Source organism: Streptomyces sp. WMMB 714, assembly GCF_900090125.1.
GTDB classification, from domain to species: Bacteria; Actinomycetota; Actinomycetes; order Streptomycetales; family Streptomycetaceae; genus Streptomyces; species Streptomyces daqingensis.
On record NZ_FMHJ01000012.1, the window covers coordinates 125,637 to 146,415 of the forward strand.

Annotated in this window: 19 protein-coding genes; 6 read left to right on the plus strand and 13 right to left on the minus strand. The window is 72.3% G+C overall.

Annotation, left to right across the window (positions count from 1 at the left end; translation table 11 throughout):
- Window positions 1-74 precede the first annotated feature (74 nt).
- Entirely contained in the window at window positions 75-590 is a 516-nt protein-coding gene (locus tag H181DRAFT_RS21340) for a DUF3093 domain-containing protein (protein ID WP_045866183.1), read from the plus strand.
- A gap of 50 nt (window positions 591-640) precedes the next feature.
- Here H181DRAFT_RS21340 and H181DRAFT_RS21345 read toward each other — a convergent pair whose 3' ends face one another.
- The 4 genes from H181DRAFT_RS21345 to H181DRAFT_RS21360 form a co-directional block, all read right to left on the minus strand.
- Entirely contained in the window at window positions 641-1,552 is a 912-nt protein-coding gene (locus H181DRAFT_RS21345; RefSeq protein WP_254666938.1) for a hypothetical protein, read from the minus strand.
- The gene (locus tag H181DRAFT_RS21350) at window positions 1,531-1,830 is read right to left on the minus strand and encodes a DUF4193 domain-containing protein (protein WP_016470291.1); all 300 of its coding nucleotides are present in this window, start codon (window positions 1,828-1,830) and stop codon (window positions 1,531-1,533) included. The genes H181DRAFT_RS21345 and H181DRAFT_RS21350 overlap by 22 nt, the downstream gene beginning before the upstream one ends.
- Before the next feature lie 407 nt (window positions 1,831-2,237).
- Window positions 2,238-3,515 carry a sensor histidine kinase gene (locus tag H181DRAFT_RS21355; protein WP_045866184.1) on the minus strand — a complete coding sequence of 426 codons (1,278 nt, stop codon included), beginning with the start codon at window positions 3,513-3,515 and terminating at the stop codon, window positions 2,238-2,240.
- Window positions 3,516-3,520: 5 nt separating this feature from the next.
- Entirely contained in the window at window positions 3,521-4,174 is a 654-nt protein-coding gene (locus tag H181DRAFT_RS21360) for a response regulator transcription factor (protein ID WP_045866185.1), read from the minus strand.
- A 270-nt stretch (window positions 4,175-4,444) separates the two neighbouring features.
- On the opposite strand from H181DRAFT_RS21360, the gene H181DRAFT_RS21365 reads away from it, so the two are divergent.
- Window positions 4,445-4,678 carry a hypothetical protein gene (locus H181DRAFT_RS21365; RefSeq protein ID WP_139131739.1) on the plus strand — a complete coding sequence of 78 codons (234 nt, stop codon included), beginning with the start codon at window positions 4,445-4,447 and terminating at the stop codon, window positions 4,676-4,678.
- 151 nt (window positions 4,679-4,829) lie between these two features.
- Here H181DRAFT_RS21365 and H181DRAFT_RS21370 read toward each other — a convergent pair whose 3' ends face one another.
- Complete coding sequence (locus H181DRAFT_RS21370) at window positions 4,830-5,639, minus strand: inositol monophosphatase family protein (RefSeq protein ID WP_045866187.1); 810 nt, start codon at window positions 5,637-5,639, stop codon at window positions 4,830-4,832.
- An 80-nt stretch (window positions 5,640-5,719) separates the two neighbouring features.
- Window positions 5,720-6,883: a ferrochelatase gene (locus tag H181DRAFT_RS21375; RefSeq protein ID WP_045866188.1), complete on the minus strand. Its 1,164-nt coding sequence runs from the start codon at window positions 6,881-6,883 to the stop codon at window positions 5,720-5,722.
- 129 nt (window positions 6,884-7,012) lie between these two features.
- On the opposite strand from H181DRAFT_RS21375, the gene H181DRAFT_RS21380 reads away from it, so the two are divergent.
- Both H181DRAFT_RS21380 and sepH read left to right on the plus strand, forming a co-directional pair.
- Window positions 7,013-8,359, plus strand: coding sequence for a D-arabinono-1,4-lactone oxidase (locus H181DRAFT_RS21380; RefSeq protein WP_045866189.1), 1,347 nt, complete (start codon window positions 7,013-7,015; stop codon window positions 8,357-8,359).
- Window positions 8,360-8,914: 555 nt separating this feature from the next.
- A complete protein-coding gene (gene sepH / locus H181DRAFT_RS21385) occupies window positions 8,915-10,012 on the plus strand; it encodes a septation protein SepH (protein WP_045866190.1) in 1,098 nt (365 codons plus the stop codon).
- A gap of 103 nt (window positions 10,013-10,115) precedes the next feature.
- Here the strand turns inward: sepH and H181DRAFT_RS21390 are convergent, their stop codons facing one another.
- On the minus strand, window positions 10,116-10,946 hold the full coding sequence (locus tag H181DRAFT_RS21390) for a sulfurtransferase (RefSeq protein ID WP_107068821.1): 831 nt from the start codon (window positions 10,944-10,946) through the stop codon (window positions 10,116-10,118).
- Between the two features lie 190 nt (window positions 10,947-11,136).
- On the opposite strand from H181DRAFT_RS21390, the gene H181DRAFT_RS21395 reads away from it, so the two are divergent.
- Window positions 11,137-11,949, plus strand: a complete 813-nt coding sequence (locus H181DRAFT_RS21395; RefSeq protein WP_045866192.1) for a VOC family protein — start codon at window positions 11,137-11,139, stop codon at window positions 11,947-11,949.
- A 37-nt stretch (window positions 11,950-11,986) separates the two neighbouring features.
- Here H181DRAFT_RS21395 and H181DRAFT_RS21400 read toward each other — a convergent pair whose 3' ends face one another.
- From H181DRAFT_RS21400 to H181DRAFT_RS21415, 4 genes are all read right to left on the minus strand, one after another.
- A complete protein-coding gene (locus H181DRAFT_RS21400) occupies window positions 11,987-12,679 on the minus strand; it encodes a thymidine kinase (protein ID WP_045866193.1) in 693 nt (230 codons plus the stop codon).
- Window positions 12,680-12,742: 63 nt separating this feature from the next.
- Window positions 12,743-13,936 (minus strand): alkaline phosphatase family protein, encoded by a 1,194-nt coding sequence (locus H181DRAFT_RS21405; protein ID WP_045866194.1) that lies wholly within the window; start codon window positions 13,934-13,936, stop codon window positions 12,743-12,745.
- Window positions 13,936-14,520, minus strand: coding sequence for a DUF5998 family protein (locus H181DRAFT_RS21410; protein WP_045866281.1), 585 nt, complete (start codon window positions 14,518-14,520; stop codon window positions 13,936-13,938). The genes H181DRAFT_RS21405 and H181DRAFT_RS21410 overlap by 1 nt, the downstream gene beginning before the upstream one ends.
- 28 nt (window positions 14,521-14,548) lie before the next feature.
- On the minus strand, window positions 14,549-17,254 hold the full coding sequence (locus tag H181DRAFT_RS21415; protein WP_045866195.1) for a bifunctional acetate--CoA ligase family protein/GNAT family N-acetyltransferase: 2,706 nt from the start codon (window positions 17,252-17,254) through the stop codon (window positions 14,549-14,551).
- Window positions 17,255-17,395: 141 nt separating this feature from the next.
- Here H181DRAFT_RS21415 and H181DRAFT_RS21420 point away from each other — a divergent pair, with 141 nt between their 5' ends.
- Window positions 17,396-17,680 (plus strand): HPr family phosphocarrier protein, encoded by a 285-nt coding sequence (locus H181DRAFT_RS21420; RefSeq protein WP_045866196.1) that lies wholly within the window; start codon window positions 17,396-17,398, stop codon window positions 17,678-17,680.
- A 321-nt stretch (window positions 17,681-18,001) separates the two neighbouring features.
- Here the strand turns inward: H181DRAFT_RS21420 and H181DRAFT_RS21425 are convergent, their stop codons facing one another.
- Together H181DRAFT_RS21425 and H181DRAFT_RS21430 are read right to left on the minus strand one after the other, a co-directional pair.
- The gene (locus H181DRAFT_RS21425) at window positions 18,002-18,829 is read right to left on the minus strand and encodes a M23 family metallopeptidase (RefSeq protein WP_045866197.1); all 828 of its coding nucleotides are present in this window, start codon (window positions 18,827-18,829) and stop codon (window positions 18,002-18,004) included.
- A 534-nt stretch (window positions 18,830-19,363) separates the two neighbouring features.
- Window positions 19,364-20,734: a M16 family metallopeptidase gene (locus H181DRAFT_RS21430; RefSeq protein WP_045866198.1), complete on the minus strand. Its 1,371-nt coding sequence runs from the start codon at window positions 20,732-20,734 to the stop codon at window positions 19,364-19,366.
- Window positions 20,735-20,779 lie beyond the last annotated feature (45 nt).

A 20,779-nucleotide genomic window follows, 5' to 3' on the forward strand; every position in this document is an offset into this window, starting at 1 on the left:
CGCGTCAGTCGGGAGCTGCCTGCACGGACGCCGCACGGGGGCACAGCCGCGGCCGCCCGTGCCAAGCTTGTCGCATGGCTGCTGCGGAACGCCCTTACGACGAACGTCTCCACGCTCCCCGCGCGTGGTGGTTCATCACCGCCCTCGTCGGCTGCTCGACGGGTCTGGTCATGCTGCCGCTGGGGACGCTGGCGATGCTGGGCGGGCTGGTCGCGGGAACGGCGCTGGCGGCCGTCCTGGTCTCCGCGTACGGCTCGGCGCGCATCCGCGTCGTGGCGGGCTCCCTCGTCGCCGGCGACTCGCGTATCCCCGTCTCGGCGCTCGGCCCCGTCCATGTGCTCGACGAGGAAGAGGCCTTCGCCTGGCGCACGCACAGGGCGGATCCGCGCGCTCACATGCTGCTGCGCAGCTACATCGGCACGGCGGTGCGCGTGGAGGTGGCCGACCCCGCCGATCCGACGCCTTACGTGTATCTCTCCACGCGCTCCCCGCAGCGCCTCGCGGACGCGCTCACCGCGGCGAGGGCAGCCGAACCGCGGCCGGAGCCGGAACCGCGGCCGGAACCGCAGCCGCAGGCCAGGGCGGAGTGAGGGGCGGCGCGTCGTGAGGGGCGGCGCTCGCGTCTGACGCGCGGGCGTGATCAGGCGGGCGGGAGAGCGGGGCCGTCCAGGTCCGGCCCGTCCTCGAAGGAGCCGGCGGGCAGCGCTTCCCAGCCGTCGCCGGACGTGCGGAGGTCCGCGCGGATCTTCTCCGCGACCTTCCGGGTGTCGCGGCTGTTCATCACAGCGCCCACCGCGGCGCCCACCATGAAGGGCGTGAGGTTCGGGAGGTTGCGCACCGTGCGCTTCAGCAGCTGCTGGCGCAGTTCGCGCTTCATCTGGCCGCCCAGCGCCGCGTTGAGCGTCGTGGGCCGGGTGACGTCGATGCCGCGCTCGGACGTCCACGCCCCGAGGTAGGCGGCCGTGCGCTGCCCGAGGTTGCCGGGCGGACGGCGTCCGTAGACCTCGTGCAACTCGGCGATGAGCTTCAGCTCGACAGAGGCGACTCCGACGATCTCGGCGGCCAGCTCCGCCGGCATCGCGGGCGGTACGGGCATCATCGCCGCGGCGCCCACACCAGCGCCGACCGTGGCCGATCCGCGGACCGCGCCCGCCACGAGCTTGTCGGCGATCTCTTCCGGGCCGAGGCCCGGGAACTGCTCACGCAACGTCGCGAGGTCGCGTACCGGTACACGCGGTGCGACCTCGATGACACGGTCGGCGACCACGCTGATGAAGCCGCGCAGCCTTCCGCGCTGCTTCCCGGCCTCGCCGCTCCCCGTCTCGTCGTCGAGCGGCACGGAGGAGCGGTGTCCCCCGCCTTTCAGCCCGTCTCCCCCGCGTTCCGGAGTGCCGCGTCCCCCGCGCGGCCATGGAACGCGGAGGCGCGGGCGCGGCTTCGCGGGCAGTGGTACGAGCGGGGACGGCTGGTCAGGCCCGCCCCGCTCGTCGTCACGCTCGCCGTCCGCCACTACGACATCCCCACCAGGCCTCAGGCCGCGCAGTCGCGGCAGATCGGCTGGCCGTTCTTCTCAGCGGCCAGCTGGGACCGGTGGTGGACCAGGAAGCAGCTCATGCAGGTGAACTCGTCCGCCTGGCGAGGCAGCACGCGGACGGACAGCTCCTCGTTGGAGAGGTCCGCCCCCGGGAGCTCCAGGCCCTCGGCCTGCTCGAACTCGTCCACGTCGACGTTGGACGCGGACTTGTCGTTCCGCCGGGCCTTCAGCTCCTCGATGCTGTCTTCGTTGACGTCGTCATCGGTCTTGCGTGGGGTGTCGTAGTCCGTTGCCATTTCGCTCTCCCCCTCTGGGTTTCTTTGGTGTCTCAGCGCACGTAACGCGTGAGAGGCCGGACTTGTGCCCGACCTGAGGCGGAGATTTTGCCTCACATCAAGGTCTGTTACTCAATCGACACCCAACCGCACCCCTGAAGAGGTGATCGCGGCGACTGCCGAGGAGGACCTTAAACGGTCCCCCGGTCGCGCTGTGCGCACGCACCCCGGGTACTGCCCACGATCTCCACCTGCGGAAACCTGGATTTTCCGGTAATTCTTCGCTAACTGAGATCACCCAGGGTGGACGGCGGGGAAAATCGCGTGTGTGATCGATCACAACGCCGGTGCATGCGCACGCGCGGACAAAATTCCGCATATGGCGAACACCGCGTGGCACCCGTGGTGCCGCTGCGCCGCGGACGATCTCAGACCGGAAGCACGACCCGCAGCACCAGACCGCCCTCCTCCCGCGGCTCCGCGGTCACCGTGCCGCCGTGAGCTCGGACGACCGAGCGCACGATCGACAGCCCCAGGCCGACGCCCTTGTCGCTCCCCGTGCGGTCGCTGCGCAGCCGCCGGAAGGGCTCGAAGAGGTTGTCGACCTCGTACGCGGGGACGGCCGGGCCTGTGTTCTCCACCACCATCACGGCGTGCCCCGCCACGGCCTCCGTTCCCACGGAGACCCAGCCGTCGTCCCGCTGGTTGTAACGCACCGCGTTCTGCACGAGGTTGAGTGCCACACGCTCCAGAAGCACGCCGTTGCCCTGTACGTACGCCGGCTGCCGGATCCCGCGCAGTTCGACGCTCTTGCCCTCCGCCTCCGCGCGCACCTGCTCCACGGCCCGCCCCGCCACCTCGGACAGATCGACGGGCTTGCGGTCGACGATCTCGTTCTCGCTGCGCGCCAGCAGCAGCAGCCCCTCCACCAGCTGCTCGCTCCGCTCGTTCGTCGCGAGCAGCGTCTTGCCGAGCTGCTGGAGCTCCGGTGACGCCTCCGGGTCGGAGAGCTGCACCTCAAGGAGGGTGCGGTTGATGGCGAGGGGCGTGCGCAGCTCGTGCGAGGCGTTCGCGACGAAGCGCTGCTGCGCTGTGAAGGCGCGGTCCAGGCGGTCGAGCATCTCGTCGAACGTGTCGGAGAGTTCCTTCAGTTCGTCGTCCGGGCCCTCCAGTTCGATCCGCTTGTGCAGATCCGAGCTGGCGACCTGGCGTGCGGTGCGCGTGATGCGCCCGAGCGGCGAGAGCACCCGCCCCGCCATCACGTAGCCGAAGGCGAAGGCCGCCACCGCGAGCCCGAGCAGCGCCATCAGGGAGCGCTGCAGGAGCTCGTCGAGCGCGATGGCGCGCTGGGTGTCGGTGCACTCCTCCAGGCGCTCCATGAACTGGCCGCTGGGCAGCGTGCCGGTCAGGCCGGGGCAACTGTCGGAGGTGAGCTGCGCGTTGGCGTTGAGGATGCGGAAGGGGAGCTTGCTGCCCTCGTGCAGGGCCTCGGCCGCGAGCAGGTAGATGATCGTCAGCAGCAGCATGCCGGCGATCAGGAACATGCCGCCGTAGAGCAGCGTCAGCCTTATGCGGATCGTCGGGCGGAGCCAGGGAGGCTGGCGGGACTGGTCCTGCGGGTCCCACGTCGGCTTCGGGGGTGCGGGCGCCGGCGTGCGGGGGCGGGAGGGCTCCGCGGAACCGGGGGGTGTCGTCGAGGCGGCCATCGCGTTCAGATCCGGTATCCGGCGCCGGGAACGGTGTGGATCACAGCGGGTTCGCCGAGTTTGCGGCGCAGCGTCATCACCGTCACGCGCACCACGTTCGTGAACGGGTCGGTGTTCTCGTCCCACGCCTTCTCCAGCAGCTGCTCGGCGGAGACGACGGTCCCCTCACCGCGCATCAGCACCTCCAGGACGGCGAACTCCTTCGGCGCGAGCTGGATCTCCGCGCCGTTGCGGAAGACCTCGCGCCGGTTCGGGTCGAGCTTGATGCCGGCCCGCTCCAGCACGGGCGGCAGCGGCGAGGTGGTGCGGCGGCCCAGGGCGCGCACGCGCGCGGTCAGCTCCGCGAAGGCGAACGGCTTGGGCAGGTAGTCGTCCGCCCCGAGCTCCAGCCCTTCGACGCGGTCGCTGATGTCGCCCGAGGCCGTGAGCATCAGGACGCGCGTGGGCAGGCCCAGATCGACGATCCTCCTGCAGACGTCGTCGCCGTGTACGAGCGGGAGGTCGCGGTCGAGGACGACGACGTCGTAGTCGTTGACGTCGACGCGCTCGAGGGCCGCCGCGCCGTCGTAGACCACGTCCACGGCCATGGCCTCCCTGCGGAGCCCTGTGGCCACAGCATCGGCCAGCAGTTGCTCGTCCTCGACGACGAGTACGCGCACGACGTGAATCCTTCCCTCAGTCACGAGTCTCCTGCGGTCCCGGCCAGGACGGGAGGCCACAAGGCGTTCATCCTCCCCCGCGCCTCGGTAAACCGGCCGTAAGAGCCGGTGGTGCCGCTGCCGCGAGATTTTTCGGAACTTGAGGTTTTCCTGAGGTAGCGAGCGGGGAGGACGAGGGGCACACCCCGGATCACGCCCTGTAGGCGGCTAGCCACCCGACCGACCCGTGTCACGGCTGCCGACCGTCCAGCCAGGGAGCACGCCGTGATCATGATCGACAGGACCCTCGGCACCCACCCCGTGCCACCGACCCATGACGAGGGGGCGCACATGGACGCGTTCACCGCTGGACTTCTGCAGCGTATACAGAACACCGAGACCGACCTGACCCGCGCTCGTGAGTCGGGCGACGACTTCCTCGTGGACGTCGAGCAGGCCGAACTGGAAGACCTCCGCCGCATCGCCGCCGAGCACGGCGTCGAGATCGGCGCCACCACGGCCTGACAGCCCCCCGCCGCGGCCCGTCCGGGCCGGGGCAGTCCGCAGACCGACCTGATCCCCGGTTTCTCCAGAGCCCCGGGTGCCGATGGCACCCGGGGCTCAGCCGTGCGTACCGCGCGCGGAGCGCGGAGTCCCGCGGGGGCGCTCCGGCCGCTCAGTCGTGCCAGGCGCCGAGCCGGTCGAGCAGCGGCTGGAGGAGCTCGAAGACGCCGGGAGACGCCGCGATCGCGAGATCCCCGTCGGCGTCCAGGCCCGGCCTCCCTCCCGTACGGGCGCCCGCCTCGCGCGCGATGAGGTCGCCGGCGGCGAGGTCCCAGGGGTGCAGGCCGCGCTCGTAGAAGGCGTCGAGCCGGCCGGCCGCCACGTCGCACAGGTCGACGGCGGCGGAGCCCGAGCGCCGGATGTCACGCACCCTCGGGATCAGCTGCCGCACCAGTTCCGCCTGGGCCGCGCGCCGCTCCGCGACGTAGTTGAAGCCGGTGCCCACCAGCGCCTGGTCCAGCGGGGGCGCCGGACGGCAGTGCAGCGGCTGGGCGTTGCGGAACGCGCCGTGGCCGAGGACGGCGCGGAAGGTCTCGCCCCGCGGAGGGGACTCGACGACGCCCACGACCGTCTCCCCCTCGAACTCGGCGGCGATGGAGACGGCCCAGCTCGGCAGCCCGTAGAGGTAGTTCACCGTGCCGTCGAGGGGGTCGACGATCCAGCGGACTCCGGTGGAGCCCTCGAAGGACGCCCCTTCCTCGCCGAGGAAGCCGTCGTCGGGCCGGTGCTCGGAGATGTAGCCGGTGAGCAGCTTCTCCGACGCCAGGTCCATCTCCGTCACGACGTCCACCGCGCTCGACTTGGTCGCGGAGACCCCGAGGTCGGCGGGGCGCCCGTCGAGGAGGAGGGCGCCGGCGCGGTGGGCGGCCTCCAGGGCGAGTTCGAGGAGTTCGGCCTTGAGCTGGTCGAGCTGCGCGGTCACGGTTCTCCTTGCTCGTCTGGCTGTGCTGTGCTTGTCATGCCGGGACGGTGCGGGGCTCGTACGCCCGTTCCGGAGCCCCGTCACGGGAAGGGGCTGTCCGCCCCCGCCGCCGCGGGCTTCGGCGCCCTCGCCGGGCAGCAGCCCACGGGGCACACGTCGTGGCTCGGTCCCAGCATTCCCATCGCGCACCGCTCCGGCCGCGCGCCACGCTCCAGCGCCGCCCGTTCCAGGACAAGTTCCCTGATCGCGGCCGTGAAACGCGGGTCGGTGCCGACGGTCGCGGAGCGCGCCACGGGCAGACCGAGCCCGGCCGCCTTGGCCGCCGCCTCCGTGTCGAGGTCGTAGAGGACCTCCATGTGGTCCGAGACGAAGCCGACCGGCACCATCACGGCCGCGGGCGCGCCCTTGTCCCGCAGCGACTCCAGGTGGTCGCAGATGTCCGGTTCCAGCCACGGGATCTGCGGGGGGCCGCTGCGCGACTGGTAGACGAGTTCCCACTCCCGGTCCACGCCGGTCCGCTCCCGTACCGCCTCCGCCACGAGCCGTGCCGCGTCGAGGTGCTGTGCGACGTAGGCGCCCCCGTCACCGTGCGAAGGGGGAGGTCCCGAGGTGTCGGCCGCGGAGACGGGGATGGAGTGGGTCGTGAACGCGAGGCGGGCGCCGTCCCGCACGCCGGGGGGCAGCTGGGCGAGCGCGGCCACCACGCCGTCGGCGACGGGCTCGATGAATCCGGGGTGGTTGAAGTAGTGCCGCAGCTTGTCGACGCGCGGCAGCTCCAGGCCCTCCGTACCGAGCGCTTCCAGGGCCTCCGCCAGGTTCTCCCGGTACTGGCGGCAGCCCGAGTACGAGGCGTAGGCGCTGGTGACGAGCGTCAGCACGCGCCGCCGCCCGTCGTGGACCATCTCGCGCAGCGTGTCGGTGAGGTACGGCTTCCAGTTGCGGTTGCCCCAGTAGACGGGCAGGTCGACCGCTGTCGCCGAGAACTCCTCGCGCACCGCCTCCAGCAGCCGGCGGCACTGGTCGTTGATGGGGCTCACTCCCCCGAACTGGAAGTAGTGCTCGCCCACTTCGGCCAGGCGCTCCCGCGGGATGCCGCGCCCGCGGGTGACGTTCTCCAGGAACGGGACGACGTCGTCGGGGCCCTCGGGCCCGCCGAAGGACAGCAGCAGCAGGGCGTCGTAGGGGCGGGCGTCGGCGGAGAGCGGCCCGTCTGCGGGGCCGGCGGCAGGGAACGCGTCGGACATGCGGCGATCCTCGCATCCCGGCCGGGCGCCGGGCGGTCGCCCTCCCAGCCGTCCCGGTGGCAGCCCCACGTTTGCGGGCCCCACTGCGTGAGTATGATCCGATCTCATCGCGAGAGGGGACAGGCCAAGATGAACGCGCAGCCGCCGAGCAGCCGTACGGCCCGGACGTCCCGCAGAGGCGGAGCGACGTGGCAGAACTGGGCCGGGAACGTCACCGCCTCTCCCGCTCGCACCGTCTCCCCCTCCTCCACCGCCGGCCTCGCCGAGGCCGTGCGGCGCGCAGCCGAGGACGGGCTGCGCGTCAAGGCGGCCGGCACGGGGCACTCCTTCACGGCCGCGGCGGCCACCGAGGGGATGCTGATACGGCCTGAACACCTGGTCGGCATACGTGAGTTGGACCGCGAGGCCCGTACCGTCACCGTGGCGGCCGGAACGCCCCTCAAGCACCTGAACGAGACGCTGGCCGCCGCCGGGCTGTCGCTGACCAACATGGGCGACATCATGGAGCAGACGGTCTCGGGCGCCGTCAGCACCGGCACGCACGGCACCGGCCGCACCTCCGCGTCGCTGGCCGCGCAGGTCGTGGGCCTGGAGCTGGTGTGCGCCGACGGGTCCGTCATGCGCTGCTCGGAAGCGGAGAACGCGGACGTCTTCGCCGCCGCCCGGCTCGGGCTCGGCGCCCTGGGCGTCATCAGCGAACTGACCTTCGCGGTGGAGCCGGAGTTCCTGCTGACGGCCCGTGAAGAGCCCATGTCCTTCGATCGGGTGACGTCCGAGTTCGATCAACTCGTCGCCGAGAACGAGCACTTCGAGTTCTACTGGTTCCCGCACACGGACGGCTGCAACACCAAGCGCAACAACCGCGCCGCGGGCCCCGCGCAGCCGCTTCCCCGCGTCCGCGGCTGGGTCGACGACGAACTGCTCTCCAACGGCGTCTTCCAGGCCGTCTGTTCGCTGGGCGCGGCGGCCCCGGCGGTCGTCTCCTCCATCGCGAAGGTCTCCAGCCGGGCGCTCTCGGCGCGTACGTACACCGACATCCCGTACAAGGTCTTCACGACTCCGCGGCGGGTGCGCTTCGTGGAGATGGAGTACGCGCTTCCGCGTGAGGCGGCGATGGAGGCGCTGCGGGAGCTGAAGGAGCTCGTCGAGCGCTCCCGCTTCCAGGTCAGCTTCCCCGTCGAGGTGCGCACGGCGCCCGCCGACGCGATCCCGCTCTCCACCGCGCAGGGGCGGGAGACGGCGTACGTGGCCGTGCACATGTACCGCGGCTCGCCGCACGAGGCGTACTTCACCGCCGCCGAGCGGATCATGACCGCGCACGGGGGACGCCCGCACTGGGGCAAGTTGCACTCGCGGGACGCCGCCTACCTGGCTTCGGTCTATCCGCGGTTCGAGGAGTTCGTCCGCGTCCGCGACAGGCTGGACCCGGACCGGATGTTCGCCAACGACTACCTGCGACGCGTACTGGGCGAGTGAGAGCAGCAAGGGGGCGCACGCGCGGAGCCCGTTCGCCGCGAATCTGCCTCTGTCCGCCCCCGGCGCGCACACGAGCAGCTCGCGCGTACGAAATCGTCGCCGTTACGGGGAACTTGCCGCTCCCGGCGGCCCGCACGCCCGTGGCGGAATTCGTTCATCGCAGGTGACCAACCGGGCAATAACCGAAGGCAAAGGTTCCGTTCCGGACGGTTCTGTGACCCTTGCCACTCGCGAGTGGCCTTCCTAGGCTTGTCCGGACCCCAAAGTCCCTTTCCCTCGACCAACTTGAACGGCGCGGCGGCCCACCACCGTGGTCCATATGGAGTAGTGTGACGAGCCCTGGCCTCGGCTCAGGCCCGGCGCAGGCAGCACAGGTGGCGCGGACGGTCACCGTGCGTTGCGGAGTGATAACCGTGCCGAACGGCGGTTCCGGGAAGGTCCCGGACCTCCGGGCCGGTCGGAAAGGTTGTGGCAGGTCCCAGCCGGGCAGGCCACACTCGTCCAGCGGGAGCAGCGACGCACGTGACGTCGGCAGGCACCACCCGGGAGGTACACATGCCCGAACTGCGTGTCGTGGCCGTCAGCAACGACGGCACACGACTGGTGCTCAAAGCTGCCGACAGCACGGAATACACACTTCCGATTGATGAGCGGCTGCGCGCCGCCGTTCGCAACGACCGTGCTCGGCTCGGCCAGATCGAGATCGAGGTGGAGAGCCACCTCCGGCCGCGCGACATCCAGGCCCGTATACGGGCCGGTGCCTCCGCGGAGGAGGTCGCGCAGCTCGCCGCCATCCCCGTCGACCGCGTGCGCCGCTTCGAGGGCCCTGTGCTCGCCGAGCGTGCGTTCATGGCCGAGCGCGCCCGCAAGACGCCCGTGCGCCGTCCCGGGGAGAACGCCGGACCCCACCTCGGCGAGGCCGTCAACGAGCGGCTGCTGCTGCGCGGGGCCGACCGGGACGCGGTGCACTGGGACTCCTGGCGGCGTGACGACGGCACCTGGGAGGTGCTGCTCGCCTACCGGGTCGCCGGCCAGCCGCACTCGGCGACATGGACGTACGACCCGCCGCGGCGGCTCGTCCAGGCCGTCGACGACGAGGCGCGGGCACTCATCGGCGAGACCGACGACACCCCGGAGCCCAGCTTCCCGTTCGTGCCGCGCATCGCCCGCCTCCCGAGGGAGCGCGGCGAGCGCAACGACCGCGGGGAGCTGGAGCCCGCGGGCTTCTCGGGCGGCGGGGGTTCCGGTGACGCCCGTCAGGCGTCGGACGTCGACAGCCACGACGAACCGGACTCCCTGACGAGCCTGCTGGAGGCGGTCCCCAGCTTCCGCGGCGACATGGTCGTGCCGGAGCAGCAGGGGCCCGCGGCCTCGGCCGGGCAGTCCACCGCCTCGGACGCCGGCTCCGCGACGGACGACGAGGACGAACCCGACCAGCAGGAGGAGCCGGTCGAGCCGCCGGCGACAGCTGCGGGCGCCGGCTCCGCCTACGCGGACGTGCTGATGCCGCGTTCGGTCAGCGCGCACCGCGACCGCCTGAAGGGCACCACGGACCGCCAGGCCGAGGCGGACGGCGTGCGTCCGGGACGGCGTGCGGCGGTGCCCAGCTGGGACGAGATCGTCTTCGGCACGAGGCGCAAGAAGGACTCCTGAGGGGGCCCGGGGCGGGAGCCCCGGAACCTCGGCCAGTGGCTACGGCACCGAGAGAGCCGGCCCCGGCAGCACATGCCGGGGCCGGCTCTCCGGCGTCCTCACGTCAGCCGGGGTCGGCGCCGGTGGCGGCGGGCCTGCCCGGGTCGGCGGTCCAGTCGCTCCAGGAGCCGGCGTACAGCGCCGCGTCGAAGCCCGCCACCGCCAGTGCGAGGATCTCGTGGGCGGCCGAGACACCCGAGCCGCAGTACACGCCGACCTCGCCTTCCCGGGTGACGCCCAACGCACTGAAGCGCGCCCGCAGTTCGTCCGCAGAACGCAGAACCCCGCTTCCCTCCGCGACATTCTCCGCAGTCGGCGCCGAGACCGCTCCCGGGATGTGACCGGCGACGGGATCGATCGGCTCCACCTCTCCCCGGTAGCGCTCGGCGGCCCGCGCGTCCAGCAGCAGGCCGCGCCTGGCGAGCTCCGCGGCGCCGTCCGCGTCGAGCAGCGGCAGCGCGCCGGGCCGGGCGGTGAAGTCGCCCGGCTCCGGCACCACGTCGCCGCTCTCCAGCGGCCCGTGCCAGGCGGCCAGACCGCCGTCCAGCACGCGCACGTCCCCGTGCCCGGCCCACCGGAGCAGCCACCACGCGCGGGCCGCCGCCCACCCCTGGCCGCCGTCGTACACGACGACCGGACGTCGGTCGCTGACTCCAACGCGTCGCATCGACGCCTCGAAGTGCGCTGCGTCCGGGAGGGGATGGCGTCCGCCGTCGCCCGGCGGCGCGGCGAGTTCCGTTTCGAGGTCGACGTACGCGGCACCGGGAAGGTGCCCCTTCTCGTACTCGGGGCGGCCGGGCGGGCCGCCCAGCTGCCAGCGCACGTCGAGGAGCACGGGCGGCCGCCCTTCGGAGAGTTCGCGGGCCAGGGCGGATGCGGAGGTGATGGGAGTCACGGCTGTCATCCCGCCATTTTCGCTCAGCCGCTCCGAACAGACCGCACCGAAAAGGAATTAACCGGCGTTGTCGGGGAGCAAGGTGACCAAGGTGGTGCGAGCATGCGCAGGGGCACTGAATCCGAAGCGGCTCACAGCAGCCGACACGACGCGACCGCATCGACGACGGTCATGAGGGAGTAGAAGCCAGATGGAATCAGCAGCAGTTCGCAATCCGCTCGCCAGACAGATCCCCGGCACACCGTGCTGGGCGAGTCTTCTCGTGCGCGAACTGGCCGGAAGCCAGGAGTTCTACCACGAGTTGTTCGGCTGGGAGTTCTACTCCGGTCCGCAGCATCTCGGCCCGTACGTACGGGCCATGGTGGACGGGCGGGAAGTCGCCGGCCTGGGGGAGATCGCGGCGGGCCGGAGCCTGGACTCCGCCTGGCTGCCGTACATGGCGAGCGACGACGCGGACGCGACCGCGGACCTGATCCGGGAACGGGGCGGCACCGTCGCCGTCGGGCCGCTGGACGCCGACGACGTGGGACGGCTCGCCATCGCGGCGGACACCTCGGGAGCCAACTTCGGCGTGTGGCAGACGATGCCGCAGCCGGACGGGCTGAACCCGGCCGAGGAGGGCGCACCGGGGACTCCCGTCTGGTACGAGCTCGTCACCCGCGACTCCTCGACGGCAGCCCACTTCTATCCCGCCGTCTTCGGCTACGAGCCGGCGGCGGAGGGCGGCCAGGCCGCCGCCGAGGGCGGCACCGACTACGTGACGCTGCACCTGGAGGGCAGGCCCGTGGCGGGAGTCCAGGGTGTCGGGCGGGCCCTCCCCCGCGAGCGCGGACCGCACTGGAAGACGTACTTCTCCGTCGCCGACACCGACGCCACCGCACGGCGCGTGAGCGAACTGGGCGGACGGGTGGTCCACCCCCCGCGCGACTCACCGCACGGACGGGTGGCGACTGCCGCCGACCCGGAAGGCGCGCAGTTCAGCGTGATCGCAACCGCCGCCTAGGCGGGGGCGGTTACGCGCCTCCGCCGGCCGGGCCGGTTCACCGCGCCGAGTGGGGCGCCCTCTCCGCCTGCCGCGGCGTGGCCGGCGCGTCGACGGGCAGCACGTCCGGGGACAGGGCGCCCGCCCGTGCCGCGGACGCGGTGAGCCGGCGGCGGTGGTGGCGGCGGCACAGCACCTCGTATCCGACCTCGCCCTTGGGTTCTCCCACGTCGCCCACGACGACCTGGGCGCCTTCGACGACCATCTTCCCGCCCACCGTGCGGGCGTTGTGGGTCGCGCGGGCCCCGCACCAGCACAACGCCTCGACCTGCAGCACCTCGATGCGGTCCGCGAGCTCCATCAGGCGCTGGGAGCCGGGGAAGAGCCGGGTGCGGAAGTCGGTGGCGATGCCGAAGGCGAAGACGTCCATGCCGAGGTCGTCGACGATGCGGGCCAATTGGTCGATCTGGTCGGGTGTGAGGAACTGCGCCTCGTCCACGATGACGTAGTCCGTACGCCCGCCCGCGGTGAGGTGCTTGACGAGGTGGGAGTGGAAGTCGAGTCCCTCGCCGGCCTCGACGGCGTCCGTGACCAGGCCGAGCCGTGAGGAGAGCCGCCCCTCCCCCGCCCGGTCGTTCCGCGTGAAGATCATGCCCTGCAGGCCGCGCGTCGAGCGGTTGTGCTCGATCTGGAGCGCCAGTGTCGACTTTCCGCAGTCCATCGTTCCGGAGAAGAAGACCAGCTCTGGCATGGGGACTTCGGGCCTTTCTGCGCGTGGCGGTCGGAGCGTTGTCGCCGGCTCGGTGCGTGCGTGCTACGTGCGGACCTCGAGGAGCGGCACGAACTGCTCCGCGGGGGTGGCCGAACCGTGCATGCCGATCAGCGCGGACTCCTTCGGTTCGCGCTCGGTGGCCACGACGGCGGCGTCCCCGGTCATCGCGGCGACGACGTCCCCGACGCGTGCCCGTACCCGCTCGTCGACGACCGGGCCGAACCAGCCCAGTTCGAGGGCCTCTTCACGCGACGCCACCCACGCCTGGCCCGCCAGGACCTCGCGCCACACCGAGTGGACGTCGCGTGCGGCGCCCGGCACCGCGTACAGGTGGCGCATGCGGCCCTCACCGCCGAGCAGGGCGAGCCCGGCGTTCAGCTCCCAGTCCTCGTCCACGTCGAAGCGGGCCTCTGCCGTGGACGGCACGTCCACCATGCCGTGGTCCGCCGTGACGTACAGCGCGGAACGGGGCGGCAGTTGCTCTGCGAGGCGCTGCGCGAGGCGGTCGACGTACATCAACTGGCCGCGCCAGGCGTCGGAGTTCATGCCGTAGCGGTGGCCGTTGGAGTCCAGCTCGGCGTAGTAGGTGTAGACGAGGGCGCGGTCCGCGGCGGCCAGGCAGCCGGCGGCCCTGTCCATGCGCTCCTCGGCGCTGAGCACCCCGTGGAACGTCCCGCCCGAGAGCGCGATCCGCGTCAGCGGAGTGTGCTCGAAGTGCGGCGCCGAGACCTGGCTCGCCGCGATCCCGGCGGCGTCGGCGGTCTGGAAGACGGTCGGGTACGGCTGCCACACGTGCGGATCCGTCCAGGGCTGCCAGCGCAGCTGGTTCATCAGCCGGCTCGTCTCCGGGTCCCGCACGGTGTAGCCGGGCAGACCGTGCCGCCCGGGGGGCATGCCCGTCCCCACGGACGCGAGCGACGTCGCCGTGGTGGAGGGGAATCCGGCGGTCAGGGGGGCGCCGGTGCCGTTCAGCGAACTCGGCAGCAGCGACGTGAGGAACGGGGCCTCCTCCGGATGTGCCCGCAGCGCCTCCCAGCCGAGGCCGTCGACGAGGAACACGCAGACGCGGTCGGCCGGTTCGAGCTCCAGAGCCGTCGTCAGGCCCTCCACGCCCTGTGCGGAGACGACGGCGGGCAGGAGGTCCGAGAGCGACGCCTGGCCGTACCGCGGCACGGGCGCCGAACGGGGGTCCAGCGGAACGGGCTCCTGCTGATGCGCGGGGGCGGCCTGTGCCATCAGGACGGGGTCACCGTGGCCTCTGACAGGGCCTGCGCGAAGGCGAGCGTCTGCCGCACCGTGTCGGGGCCGTCCGCGGCCTCGCTGACCCGCAGCGAGAGGTCGTCGGCCGTGGAGGAGCCCGTGTAGCCGTGGTCCGCCTCGCAGTTGGGGTCGCCGCAGGTGGCGGGCTCCATGTCGAGACGGGAGACCGCGCCCCAGCCGATGGTGAGCACGACCTCGCGGGGCAGCGTGCCGGCCGTGTAGGACTCGGGGTCGGCGACGACGCGGGAGAGGACGACGGAGGAGATGCGCTGGATCTTGACCGACTCGGTCGACGTCGTCGCGTAGGAGGACGTGGAAGTGCCGTCGGCGGGCTGCTCGTCGGTGTGGCTGACGATGAACCGGGTGTCCGTCAGGACGAGGACCGTGACATGGCGGCGCACCTCGTTGGAGTCGAACGTCGTCTCCTGGTGCACGAGGAAGGAGACGACGGGCTCGCCGCCCACCGCCGCCTCGACGGCCTCGGCCACGAGGGTCGGGTAGTAGCCACTGCGCTCGATCGCCGCGCGCAGCCCCTGCGTCGTCGTACCGGTCTTCGCCATGCGGGCCATCCTACGGGGCCAGGTGCGTTCAGTAGGCGGGCAGGCTGCGACGTCCGAGGTCGGTCGGCGGGGGCGGCTCGGCCACGCTGACGGCCGCTCCCAGCACGGTCACCCCCCGCGTGGCGACGACCACCGGTTCCAGGTCCACGGCGACGATCTCGGGATGGTCGTGCAGGAGCCGCGAGACGCGCAGCAGCAGATCCTCCAGCGCGCCGGTGTCGACGGGCTGGGCACCGCGCCAGCCGAAGAGGATGGGGGCGCTGCGCAGGGAGCGCACCAGCCCGGCAGCCTCTTTGTCGGTGACGGGCACGAGCCGGTGCGCGACGTCCCCGAGCAACTCGGACGGGGTTCCGGCCAGACCGAACGAGAGCACCGCGCCGATCGTCGGGTCGACGGCGGCCGTGATCGCGGTGTCCACTCCGCGCGCCGCCATCGCCTGCACGACGGGACGCAGCTCCTCCGGCCCGCCGAACGCCTCGGTCAGCTCGGCGTACGCACGCCGCAGGCCGGCCTCCGAGGCGATGTCCAGGCGCACGCCGCCCAGGTCGGCCCGGTGGCGCAGATGCGGTGCCGTCGTCTTCAGGGCGACGGGGTAGCCCAGCCGCCCGGCGGCGGCGACGGCCGCGTCGGCGTCGGGGGCGGGGACGGTCGGCTGGACGGCGATCCCGTAGCAGGACAGCAGCGCCTCGGTGTCCTCGCCGGTCAGGGAGGGTCCCGCGGCGTCCCGGGAGCGGGCGCTGTCCGCGTCGTCCGCCGTACCGGCGGTGACCCGCTCCAGCAGCGCCGACGCCGCGGCCTCGTCGACGTCGATCTCCGGGACCCGGCCGGGATTCACCGCGTCCTGCCGCCAGCGGGCGTACCGGGAGGCCTCCGACAGGGCGCGGACGGCGCGCTCGGGCGCGGGGTAGGAGGGGATGCCCCGCTCGGACAGCGCGTCGTCGAGCCCCTCGATCGCCAAGTGCACGACGGCCACCGGCTTCTCCGCGCTCTCGGACGCCTCGTGCAGGGCGTCGGCCAGTTCCGCGACGGGAGTGTCGCCGACCCAGGGGATGACGGTGACCACGACGGCGTCCGTCCCGGTGTCCTCCAGCGCGGCCCGCAGGGCGGCGCGGTAGTCGCCGGGGGTGGCGGACGTGGAGAGGTCCTGGACGGGGTGGGGACGCAGGTCGCCGGCGAGGGCGGCGTCGTAGCTGATCAGCCCGAGGGACTCGGCGTTGCCGAGGATGGTGACGCGCCGTCCCTGCGGGAGGGGCTGCGTGGCCAGCAGCGCCCCGGCGTCGAGCAGTTCGGTGACCGTGTCGACCATGACGATCCCGGCCTGCCTCAGCAGCGTGGTGACGGTACCGGCGGGCGTCCGGGAGACGGGGGCGGCGTGGCCGCGCGGCGGGGCGCTGCCGCTGTGCCGCGCTCCCTTCACCACCACCATCGGCTTGCGTACGGCCGTGCGCTTGGCGAGCCGCGTGAACTTCCGCGGGTTGCCGATGGATTCGAGGTAGAACAGCGCGACGTCCGTGTCCGGGTCCTCGTACCAGTGCTGCAGGACGTCGTTGCCGGAGACGTCCGCGCGGTTGCCCGCGGAGACGAAGCTGGACAGGCCGATGCCGCGCTGGTGCAGCCCGGCGAGCAGGGCGATGCCGATGGCTCCGGACTGGGTGAAGAGGCCCACGCGTCCGGGCCGCGGCGTCTCGGGCGAGAGCGTGGCGTTGAGACGTACGCCGGGTGCGGTGTTCATCAGCCCGAACGCGTTGGGCCCGACGACGCGCGTGCCGTACGAGCGGGCGAGCCGGACGAGTTCGCGCTGCTCGTCCCGGTCGAAGTCGGCCGTGAGCACCACCAGGCCCCGCACCCCCGCCTCACCGCACTCCCGCGCCACCTCCGGCACCTCGCCGGCGGGGACCGCGACGACGGCGAGGTCCAGAGGCTCCGGCACGTCCCGCACGGAGCGGCGGGCGGGGACGCCGTCCAGTTCGTCCGTGCCCTCCGGCAGTGCACGGTTCACCGCGTACACGCTGCCCGTGAAGCCGCTGCTGCGCAGGCTCCCGAGAACCGCGCGCCCCGCTCCGCGCGGTGAACGGCTGGCTCCGATCACGGCGACCGAGCCCGGGGCGAGCAGCCGCCGCACGGAGGTGCCCTCGGCCCGCTGTTCACGGGCGCTCATCACCGCGAGCGACTGCTCGGTGGGCTCCAGGTCGAAGGTGAGGTGGACGGAGCCGTCCTCGAAGCTGCGGCTCTGCGAGTACCCCGCGTCCGTGAACACCTTGATCATCTTGGTGTTCGCGGGGAGGACTTCCGCCGTGAACCGCCGGATACCGCGCTCGCGGGCGACGGCGGCGATGTGCTCCAGGAGCGCCGACGCCACTCCGCGGCCCTGATGGTCGTCGCGTACGAGGAAGGCGACCTCCGCCTGCGCGGAGGGGGTGGCGGCCGGCCGGCCCGAGTCGTCCACCCGGTCGTAGCGGACGGTCGCGATGAACTCGCCGCCCACGGTGGCGGCGAGGCCGACACGGTCCACGTAGTCGTGATGGGTGAAGCGGCGCACGTCGCGGTCGGAGAGCCGGGGGTAGGGCGCGAAGAAGCGGTAGTACTTCGACTCGTCAGAGACCCGTTCGTAGAAGCTCACGAGCCGCTCGGCGTCGTCCGGGGTGATGGGGCGGATCAGGGCGGTCCCGCCGTCGCGCAGCACCACGTCGGCTTCCCAGTGCGCCGGGTAGGAGGGCTCCTCCGGGGTACGCATGGGTGTCAGGGTAAGGCCGTACGGGCCATGGCGTGCCTTCCCGTACGCCAGTGCACGTCACGGGGGTGCGGTCGACCGGCAGGGGTCACATGCGAGACTGGTTCGTGGCCGGAGCCGAGTACGAATCGAAGGGCAACAACCATGGTAGAGCGCCGCGTGACCGTCGGCTGGGCCGAGGGCTTGCACGCCCGCCCCGCCTCGATCTTCTGCCGTGCCGCGGCGGCTGCGGGCGTTCCCGTGACGGTGAAGAAGGGCGAGGACGGCACTCCGGTCAACGCCGCCTCGATGCTCGGCGTGCTCGGCCTCGGCGCGGAGGCGGGCGAGGAGATCGTGCTGGCTTCCGAGGCCGTGGACGCGGAAGGCGCGCTGGAGCGGCTGGCCACGCTGGTCTCCGAGGGCCTGGACGAGCTTCCGGAAACGGTCTGACCTGCGAATCTCTGACCCCGGGCTGAGACCCGCCCCCTGTCCGGAGCCGGAGGGGGCGCTTTCACACGCGGACGGCATCCCGGCCGGCGACCGGGGTTCCGTCCTTTCGGTTTTTCGGGGATCTTCAGTCTTCCGGTGACTCAGTCTTCCGGTGACTCGGTCTTCCGGTGACTCAGTCTTCCGGTGACATCTGGCAGTGCGCACAGGCCCGTGCACGGTGCGTGGCCCCGGTGGGGCCTCGGCCGTGACGCCGCGAGCGGCACGGGTGAGCCCCCGACCACGCGTGACCGCGATCGGGGGCTCTGCCGGGCCGCGACGGTGTCAGAGGTCGACGCCGTGCTTGCGGAGGTAGGCGACCGGGTCCATGTCCGTGCCGTAGTCCGGGCCGGAACGCGCCTCGAAGTGCAGGTGGGGGCCGGTGGTGTTGCCCGTCGAGCCGGCCAGGCCGACCTGCTGGCCGGACGTGACGGACTGCCCCGCGGAGACGCTGAGGGACGACAGGTGGCCGTACTGCGTGTACGTACCGTCCCGGTGCTTGATGACGACGTTGTTGCCGAACGAGCCGTCCATGCCCGCCTCGACGACCTCGCCGGCCGCGACCGACTGCACCTTCGTGCCCTCGGCGGCCTGGAAGTCGACGCCCGTGTGGCTGCCGGAGGACCACAGTCCGCCGGAGGACTGGTACGGGGTGGAGAGCGACGGGTCCTCCACCGGGGCCTTGTACGCGTTGAGCTTCGCCCGCTCAGCGGCCCTCGCCGCCTTCTCACGGGCCTCGCGCTCCCGCTCGGCCTTCTCGGCGGCGGCCCTGCGCTTGGCCTCGCGCTCGGCCTTGGCCTCGGCGGCTGCGGCCTTCTGCGCACGGGCCTGGTCACCGACGGTGTCGGCGATCGAGTCGCCGAAGCCGACGGCACGGGTCAGACCGGTCTCGCTTCCGGACCCGCCGGCGGCCTGCACGGCCCGGCTGCCTCCGGGCGCCTGCGTGCTCTCGTCCGCGGCCTGGGGCTTCTGATCGCCCGCGGCCATCGAGGGTGTGGCGAGTGAACCGACGACGCCTGCGGCGGTGAGGCCGGCGATGCCGACCGCCTTGGCGCCGCGGCGCGGTATGCGGCGGGGACGACGGTGCCTCCCCGAGGCATGGGTGAACGCCATGGGCTGGCGTGACTCCTTTCCTTCCTTCTCGCCTACCGGGTCTGCCTCCGCCGCTGGACGTACTGTCCAGCCGGCAAGGGATCCCCAGTCGGTTCGGAGCAGGAAGGTCTCCTACGGACCGCCTCTCGCAAGGCGCTCCGATTCACCCCACCCCCTCACTGGCGGCCCGGTCGAAACCGGCCCGGCCTGCGAAGGGACCCTCTCGCGCCGCGAACGGCGCCGAGGGAAGGATCCCCGGCTCCCCCGGGTACGTGGTGGTACGGGGGACTCGGCGATGCTGAACGTCGGCCGCGGTCGCGGTCACTTCTGACGAACAGCCGGATCGACGCTAAATGGGGCATCTGCCAACTGCCAAACCAAACCCTTGATTTGTCGCGTAGGCCACACAAGCGACCGGGGCAACACGCGTCAATCCGGACATAGGGGCGGCACAGCGCGACGGCCCCGGTCCGGAGACTTCCCGAACCGGGGCCGCACCGCGTCCGATTCCCGCACGGCGTACCCGACCGTGAGTGGGCCGGCACGCCGCCCGGTTCAGCCGCCGGAGACCACCTTCACCTCGCCGATCCCCAACTCCCGTACCGGATCGGCGATCTGGGAGGCGTCACCGACGAGGATCGTCACCAGCCTGTCCGCGGGGAAGGCGTTCACGACGGCCGCGGTGGCCTCCACGGTGCCGGTCTCCGCGAGCTGCGTGTACACGCGTGCCTGGAAGTCGTCCGGGAGTTGCTGCTCGACCTGCTCCGCGAGGGTGTCGGCGACCGCTGCCGCGGTCTCGTACTTCAGCGGCGCCACGCCCACGAGGTTCTGCACGGCGACGTCCCGCTCCTCCTCCGTGAGCCCGTCGGCCGCCAGCGTGCGCAGCACGTTCCACAAGTCCGACAGCGCCGGCCCCGTGACGTCCGTCGCCACCGATCCGGAGATGGCCAGCAGCGCGGCGCCCGTGGCGTCGGCGGAGGAACGCAGGACCTGGCTGAAGGCCCGCACGCCGTAGGTGTAGCCCTTCTCCTCGCGCAGCACGCGGTCCAGACGCGAAGTGAGGGTGCCGCCGAGGCAGTACGTGCCGAGCACCTGGGCGGGCCAGACGCGGTCGTGCCGGTCCGGGCCGATACGGCCGATGAGCAGCTGGGTCTGCACGGAACCGGGGCGGTCCACGATGACCACCCGCCCGGTGTCGTCCGCCGTGACGGGCGGCGCCTGGCGCGGTTCGGCCGCGGAGCCCTGCCACGTGCCGAGGGTGCCGGCCAGCGCCGCGTCCAGGTCGACGCCCTCCAGGTCGCCGACGACGACCGCCGTGGCCGCCGCGGGCCGTACGTGCGCGTCGTAGAACGCGCGCACCGCCTGCGCGTCGATGCGCGCCACCGTCTCCTCGGTGCCCTGGCGCGGGCGCGACATACGGGCGTCCGCCGGGTACAGCTCGTGGGCGAGTTCCTTGGCGGCACGCCGGGTCGGGTTCGCCATTTCGAGCGGAATCTCGTCCAGGCGGTTGCCGACCAGCCGCTCGATCTCCCCCTCGGGGAAGGCCGGAGCGCGCAGCGCGTCGGAGAGCAGGCCCAGCGCCTTGTGCAGCCGGGACGCCGGGACCTCCAGGGAGACACGCACGGAGGCGTGGTCGGCGTAGGCGTCCAACGAGGCGCCGTACCGCTCCAGTTCGTCGGCGAACTGCTCCGCGTCGAGCTTGTCGGTGCCCTCCGAGAAGGCGCGGGCCATGATCGTGGCGACGCCGTCGAGCCCCTTGGGCTCCGCGTACAGCGGGGCTTCCAGGGAGACGTCGACGGCGACGACCTGCTGACCCGGGCGGTGGCAGCGCAGCACCGTCAGCCCGTTGTCGAGGCGGCTGCGCTCGGGGGCGGGGAACGCCCACGGCTTGGGCCGTCCGCCCTGGGGCCGGGGGTGGAACTCCATCGACTTACCTGCCGTACTCGTCGTGCCCGTATCGGTGGACTGTGC

What these genes read in the sequence shown, in the direction of transcription:
- H181DRAFT_RS21340 (WP_045866183.1), top strand. Translation starts at nt 75, where the DNA reads ATGGCTGCTGCGGAACGCCCTTACGACGAACGTCTCCACGCTCCCCGC.
- H181DRAFT_RS21350 (WP_016470291.1), bottom strand. Translation starts at nt 1,830, where the DNA reads ATGGCAACGGACTACGACACCCCACGCAAGACCGATGACGACGTCAAC.
- H181DRAFT_RS21355 (WP_045866184.1), bottom strand. Translation starts at nt 3,515, where the DNA reads ATGGCCGCCTCGACGACACCCCCCGGTTCCGCGGAGCCCTCCCGCCCC.
- H181DRAFT_RS21365 (WP_139131739.1), top strand. Translation starts at nt 4,445, where the DNA reads ATGATCGACAGGACCCTCGGCACCCACCCCGTGCCACCGACCCATGAC.
- H181DRAFT_RS21375 (WP_045866188.1), bottom strand. Translation starts at nt 6,883, where the DNA reads ATGTCCGACGCGTTCCCTGCCGCCGGCCCCGCAGACGGGCCGCTCTCC.
- H181DRAFT_RS21380 (WP_045866189.1), top strand. Translation starts at nt 7,013, where the DNA reads ATGAACGCGCAGCCGCCGAGCAGCCGTACGGCCCGGACGTCCCGCAGA.
- sepH (WP_045866190.1), top strand. Translation starts at nt 8,915, where the DNA reads ATGCCCGAACTGCGTGTCGTGGCCGTCAGCAACGACGGCACACGACTG.
- H181DRAFT_RS21395 (WP_045866192.1), top strand. Translation starts at nt 11,137, where the DNA reads ATGGAATCAGCAGCAGTTCGCAATCCGCTCGCCAGACAGATCCCCGGC.
- H181DRAFT_RS21400 (WP_045866193.1), bottom strand. Translation starts at nt 12,679, where the DNA reads ATGCCAGAGCTGGTCTTCTTCTCCGGAACGATGGACTGCGGAAAGTCG.
- H181DRAFT_RS21405 (WP_045866194.1), bottom strand. Translation starts at nt 13,936, where the DNA reads ATGGCACAGGCCGCCCCCGCGCATCAGCAGGAGCCCGTTCCGCTGGAC.
- H181DRAFT_RS21410 (WP_045866281.1), bottom strand. Translation starts at nt 14,520, where the DNA reads ATGGCGAAGACCGGTACGACGACGCAGGGGCTGCGCGCGGCGATCGAG.
- H181DRAFT_RS21415 (WP_045866195.1), bottom strand. Translation starts at nt 17,254, where the DNA reads ATGCGTACCCCGGAGGAGCCCTCCTACCCGGCGCACTGGGAAGCCGAC.
- H181DRAFT_RS21420 (WP_045866196.1), top strand. Translation starts at nt 17,396, where the DNA reads ATGGTAGAGCGCCGCGTGACCGTCGGCTGGGCCGAGGGCTTGCACGCC.
- H181DRAFT_RS21425 (WP_045866197.1), bottom strand. Translation starts at nt 18,829, where the DNA reads ATGGCGTTCACCCATGCCTCGGGGAGGCACCGTCGTCCCCGCCGCATA.
- H181DRAFT_RS21430 (WP_045866198.1), bottom strand. Translation starts at nt 20,734, where the DNA reads ATGGAGTTCCACCCCCGGCCCCAGGGCGGACGGCCCAAGCCGTGGGCG.